Origin of the sequence: Actinoplanes sp. NPDC048791, assembly GCF_040650095.1 — a bacterium.
Classification (GTDB): Bacteria; Actinomycetota; Actinomycetes; order Mycobacteriales; family Micromonosporaceae; genus Actinoplanes.
In genome coordinates, this window is sequence record NZ_JBEZGQ010000652.1 from 1 (window position 1) to 4,911 (window position 4,911).

At 69.8% G+C, this 4,911-nt stretch carries 3 protein-coding genes and 1 pseudogene; 2 read left to right on the forward strand and 2 right to left on the reverse strand.

The window, feature by feature from the left end; translation table 11 throughout:
• Both AB0C29_RS33680 and AB0C29_RS33685 read right to left on the reverse strand, forming a co-directional pair.
• Positions 1-549 (reverse strand): annotated as a pseudogene (locus AB0C29_RS33680) (sugar transporter permease); the annotation flags it as partial.
• An 85-nt stretch (positions 550-634) separates the two neighbouring features.
• On the reverse strand, positions 635-1,888 hold the full coding sequence (locus AB0C29_RS33685; protein ID WP_360828892.1) for a maltose ABC transporter substrate-binding protein: 1,254 nt from the start codon (positions 1,886-1,888) through the stop codon (positions 635-637).
• 215 nt (positions 1,889-2,103) lie between these two features.
• On the opposite strand from AB0C29_RS33685, the gene AB0C29_RS33690 reads away from it, so the two are divergent.
• Both AB0C29_RS33690 and AB0C29_RS33695 read left to right on the forward strand, forming a co-directional pair.
• Positions 2,104-3,156 carry a LacI family DNA-binding transcriptional regulator gene (locus tag AB0C29_RS33690; protein ID WP_360828894.1) on the forward strand — a complete coding sequence of 351 codons (1,053 nt, stop codon included), beginning with the start codon at positions 2,104-2,106 and terminating at the stop codon, positions 3,154-3,156.
• A 279-nt stretch (positions 3,157-3,435) separates the two neighbouring features.
• A partial coding sequence (locus tag AB0C29_RS33695; protein ID WP_360828897.1) for an alpha-amylase family protein occupies positions 3,436-4,911 on the forward strand: 1,476 nt, incomplete at its 3' end.

Sequence of the window (4,911 nt, forward strand, 5' to 3'; positions counted from 1 at the left end):
GGTGGCGGTCACGGTGACGTCGCCGGCCGGGAGCGCCTTGAGCCCCTCGGCGGTGCCGGCCGAGACAGCCTTGGTGGCCGGGTCGGTCACCAGGAACGTCAGAGGCCCGGTCGCCGGGTCGCCGGTGGTGGCGACCGTCAGCGCGTACTCGGTCGAACCGGGCACCCGGGTGACCGACGCGGTCTGGATGGCCACGACGGCTTCCTGCTTGTCGCCGCGGTGCCCGTCGCTGAAGTTGGTGAACGCGGTCGCCGCCGTGTACGCCACCGGGAACAGCTGGAAGACGATGAGGAACAGGGTCCCGGGCACGAGGTACTTGGCGGGCACCCGCCGGCGGCCGGTGTACAGGTAGAACAGTCCGGCCGTGGCGGCCAGCAGCACGGCCAGGCCGATCCAGGCCCGTTCGGCGATCAGCGGGAAGGCCGCCCAGACGGCGAGCCCGGCGACCAGCCCGAGCAGGGCGATCTTGACGAGGGGGCCGGCGAGGCCACCCCGGCCGGGGCGCGGAGCCTCGGCCGGGGCGGTCTCCCGCTCCAGAAGAGCAGTCATTGCTGAGCCACCTTCGTCATGCCCTTCTGGCCCTCACCGTCACGGCCGTCGGCGACTCCCGCCGGGCGAGGTTCGGTGCAGTCGGTCATGACTTGATCTGGCCCGAGATCGTCTTGGCTGCCGCGGTGAGGGCCGTCTTGGGGTCGGCGCCGCCGACCACTGCGGACTCCGCCTTGCTGAACGGGTCCCAGACCGACGCCATCTCCGGGATCGCCGGCAGCGGCACCGCGTTCTGGCCGGCCTCGACGAACTTGGCCAGGTCCGGGTCGGCCCCCTTGACCTGGTCGTAGGCCGCGGTGAGCACCGGCGGGCGGGGCTCGGCCTGGTAGAGCGCCACGGCCAGCTCCGGCGTGGTCACGTAGTTGGTGACGAACTCCTGCGCCAGCGCCTTGTTCTTGCCCTTGGCCGCGACGTAGAACGACTGCACACCCAGGAACGGCTGGGCCGGCTTGGCGCCGGCGAATCCGGGCACGGCCGAGATGTCGTACGCGATCTTGGCCTTCTTCACGTCGGTGACCGCCCACGGCCCGGAGACCAGGTACGCGCACTTGCCCGCGGTGAAGGTGGCGATGGAGTTCTCCACCGTGATCGACCGCTTCAGGGCGCCGTCACCCTTCTCGCCGAGCGCCCGGATCTTCTGGAAGGCGGCGATCGACTCGGGCTTGGCGATGCCGAGGTCGTTCTTGTCGTAGTCGCCGTTGGCCGCGGTGCCGAACAGGTAGCCGCCGGCCGAACTGAACAGCGGGTACGCGTGGTACGCGTCGCCGTTCTGTCCGACCTGGAGGCAGAGCAGCTCGCTCGCCTTCTTGCCGGACCGCAGCTTCTTCGCCTGCGCGACCAGATCCTCCATGGTGGCCGGGGCCTCGGGCGCGAGCTTGGTGTTGCGGATCAGCGCCAGGTTCTCGGTCGCGTACGGCACGCCGTAGACCTGGCCGTTGAAGGTGACCGCCTTGACCGCGTTCGGGGCCAGGCCCTGCTGCTGCTCGGCGGTCAGCTGCACCGGGTCGATCGCACCGTTCTGCACGAGGTTGCCGATCCAGTCGTGCGCGCCGACCATCACGTCGGGCCCGCTGCCCTGCTGCGACGCGGTGACGAAGGTGGTCTGCTGGTCCTTGGAGATGGCCTGCACCTCGACGGTGACGCCGTTCTCCTGACCGAACTTGTCGGCGAAGGGCTTCAGCGCAGCGGCGCGCTTGTCGTCGCCCCAGATGACCAGCTTGCCGCCGGCTCCGGCGGGTGCGGCGGAGGAAGGGGTTTCGGGATCGCCGCCGCTGCTGCAACCCGCGGCGGCGAGCGCCAGGGCGAGAGCGGTGACGACACCCGCGGTACGGATGCGCATAATCTTCTCCTATCGGGCACAGCACGGTGCCCGAAGAGGTGGCACGGACATAAAGGGGGGAACCGGAAGCAAGGCCCCCATAGGCCCAGCTCGGCTGTTGCGGGGACGTTAGCAAGGGATTACCGCCAATGGAAGACCTTGCAATGCTTCCGCAAGAAGTTCCAGACGCGGTCAGTCGGCCGTCCCGCATCGCGGACGGCTCTATAGTGACGCCCATGCGCGCACGTTTGTCCGACATCGCGCGCCAGGCCGAGGTCAGCGAGGCGACGGTGTCGCGGGTCCTCAACGACCGGCCCGGCGTCTCCACCGAAACCCGCCAGGCGGTGCTGACCGCCCTCGATGTGCTGGGCTACGAGCGGCCCGAGCGCTTGCGCAAGCGCAGCGCGGGGCTGGTCGGCCTGATCGTGCCGGAGCTGGAGAACCCGATCTTCCCGGCCTTCGCGCAGACCATCGAGTCGGCGCTGTCGCAGAGCGGCTTCACCCCGGTGCTGTGCACCCAGACGCCGGGCGGCGTCACCGAGGACGAGTACGTCGAGATGCTGCTCGACCGCCAGGTGTCCGGCATCGTCTTCGTCTCCGGCCTGCACGCCGACACCACCGCCGACCACGAGCGCTACCGCCGCCTGGTGCAGCGGCCGCTGCCCATCGTGCTGATCAACGGGTACGCCGAGGGCCTGGACGCCCCGTTCATCTCCTGCGACGACCGGCTGGCCGGCGAGCTGGCGGTCTCCCACCTGGTCGCGCTCGGGCACACCCGGATCGGTTTCGTCTCCGGCCCGGACCGCTTCCTCAACGTGCAGCGCAAGCTGGCCGGCTACCGGGCCGCCATGCGCCGTGAGCTGGGCGCCGGCGACCGCGAGCTGGAGGAGCTGGTGGCGCTGACCCTGTTCGGCGTCGAGGGCGGCGAGGTGGCGGCGGGCCAGCTGCTCAGCCGGGGTGCGACCGGCATCGTGTGCGGTTCGGACCTGATGGCCCTGGGCGCCATCCGGGCGGCCCGACGGCGCGGCCTGAGTGTGCCCCGGGACGTCTCCGTGGTCGGGTTCGACGACTCGCCGCTGATCGCGTTCACCGATCCGCCGCTGACCACCCTGCGCCAGCCGGTGGCGGCGATGGGCAACGCGGCGATCCGCCAGCTCGTCGACGAGATCAACGGCCACGGCGCACCCCGCTCGGAGTACGTCTTCTCCCCCGAGCTGGTGGTGCGCGGCTCGACCGCGATCCACAAGGCCGGCCGGGCCGCCGAGAGTGTGGACATCACCGCCGCCTGACATCGGCGCGTAACGCTTATTAAGTTGATCTTTGAAAGTTCTTGCCGGGGCAACGACCTGCGAGAACGCCGTCGACCTGCCCTTTCTCGGCGTCGACGCCCTTGATCAATTGTCTTTACTGCAAGGAGAACAGGACACCGACCCACAATCCGGGCAGATGTATCGAGAGCGGTCTCTTTACCGGCGCGAAACACCCTGATAACTTTCCGGCACTTGCGCAAGAGTTTTCACGGTGCCGTCCCCCGCCGTACCGCTCCTCGCGTCCCCCTGGAGGTCTCCATGCGTACCCGTCAGGTTGTCGCCGCCGCGACGACCGCCGTTCTGGCCACGGCCCTGCTGGCCGTCGGCGTCGTCCGCAACGCTGAGAACGCCGAGGCCTCCACCGCCTCGCCCGGCGCCAAGGACGTCATCGTGCACCTCTTCGAATGGCCGTGGGCCTCGGTCGCGAACGAGTGCACGACCACGCTGGGCCCCAAGGGCTTCGGCGGCGTGCAGGTCTCGCCGCCTCAGGAGCACGTGGTGCTGCCCGGCAGCGGCTATCCGTGGTGGCAGGACTATCAGCCGGTCAGCTATCAGCTCACCACCCGCCGCGGCGACCGCAACGCCTTCGCGAGCATGGTGCAGACCTGCCACGCCGCCGGCGTCAAGATCTACGTCGACGCGGTCGTCAACCACATGGCCGGCGGCACGTCCACCGGCACCGGCAGCGGCGGCAACGGCTACAGCCACTACGCGTACCCGGCTGTGCCCTATGGCAACGACGACTTCCACCACTGCGGGCGCAACGGCAACGACGACATCGCCAACTACGGCGACAAGTGGGAGGTGCAGAACTGCGAGCTGGTCGACCTGTCCGACCTCAAGACCGAGTCCTCGTACGTCCGGGGCAAGCTCACCGCGTACCTCAACGACCTGGTCGGTCTGGGCGTCGACGGCTTCCGGGTGGACGCGGCCAAGCACATGCCGGCCGGAGACATGTCGGCGTTCATCGCGCCGGTCACCGGCGACCCGTACGTCTTCTCCGAGGTGATCGAGGGCGGCTCCGGCGAGCCCACTCCGGAGGAGTACGCCGGCTTCGGCGACGTGACCGAGTTCCGCTACGGCGACGTGGTGGGCGGCGCGTTCCAGAACGGCAACCTGGCCAACCTCAACAACCTGGCGAGCTCGATGCGGCTCGGTTCCGGTGACGCGGTGGCCTTCGTGGACAACCACGACACCCAGCGCAACGGCCGGGCCAAACTGACCTACAAGAACGGTTCCGCGTACGCGCTGGCCGAGGCGTTCATGATCGCCTGGCCGTACGGTGTCCCGCAGGTCATGTCCAGCTTCACGTTCTCCGGCCCCGACGCCGGCCCGCCCGCCGCGAGCAACGGCACCACCAACCAGGTGAGCTGCGGCAACGGCTGGGAGTGCGAGCACCGCTGGCGCACGACGGCCAACATGGTCGCGCTGCGCAACACCGCGGCCGGCGCCGGCGTCACCAACTGGTGGAGCAACGGCTCGAACCAGATCGCGTTCGGCCGCGGCAGCACCGGCTACGTGGCGTTCAACCGCTCCGGCTCGGCGCTGACCCGTACCTTCCAGACCTCGCTGCCGGCCGGGACCTACTGCGACGTGATGGCCGGGGACCTGTCCGGTGGCTCGTGCACCGGGCCGGCGTACACGGTGAACGGCAGCGGCCAGGTCACCGCGACCGTCGCCGCCAACGCCGCGCTCGCCCTGCACACCAACGCCCGTACCAGCGGGACCGGCACG

What these genes read in the sequence shown, in the direction of transcription:
- AB0C29_RS33685 (WP_360828892.1), bottom strand. Translation starts at nt 1,888, where the DNA reads ATGCGCATCCGTACCGCGGGTGTCGTCACCGCTCTCGCCCTGGCGCTC.
- AB0C29_RS33690 (WP_360828894.1), top strand. Translation starts at nt 2,104, where the DNA reads ATGCGCGCACGTTTGTCCGACATCGCGCGCCAGGCCGAGGTCAGCGAG.